Source organism: Alcanivorax sp. HI0044 (genome assembly GCF_001634945.1).
Window position 1 is genome coordinate 1 of record NZ_LWEZ01000715.1, and the last position, 460, is coordinate 460.

General features: G+C 51.1%; 1 protein-coding gene. It reads left to right on the forward strand.

Annotated elements, in window-relative coordinates; genetic code table 11:
* Window positions 1-52: 52 nt before the first annotated feature.
* On the forward strand, window positions 53-460 hold a 408-nt coding region (locus tag A3730_RS08615), incomplete at its 3' end, for a VWA domain-containing protein (RefSeq protein ID WP_156501088.1).

Consider the following 460-nt stretch of genomic DNA (forward strand, 5'->3'; position numbering starts at 1 on the left):
AACGTGGGATTTTGCCAAGTGCTGAAATTCAATAAGGCAGGGGGATAGAACGATGATGTCAGTAAATAGGCTTGCCACAATGCTGTGTCTGGCTCTTTGCCTTCCGATGGCAAATGTATATGCCGATGACACTGAAATTTTCTTTGCGGATGCGGATGCGGACAATAACCAAAATGCGCCGGCTGCCAATGTCATGGTAATGCTGGATAGCTCAGGCAGTATGGCCTGGTGTGAAACCAGTAATTGTCAGCCGGGCGAAGTGCAGCGCATTGATATGACCAAAGAAGCATTCAGCGATATGGTGGATGCGCTGCCGGACCGGGTCAACATGGGGCTTGGTCGTTTTCATAATGGCAATGATGGCAAGGTGATTTTTCCCGTCTCAGAGATGACTGACGGGGGGCGCGCGGCGATCAAATATGCGGTGAATGAAATTTTCCCGACGGGGGGAACGCCGACC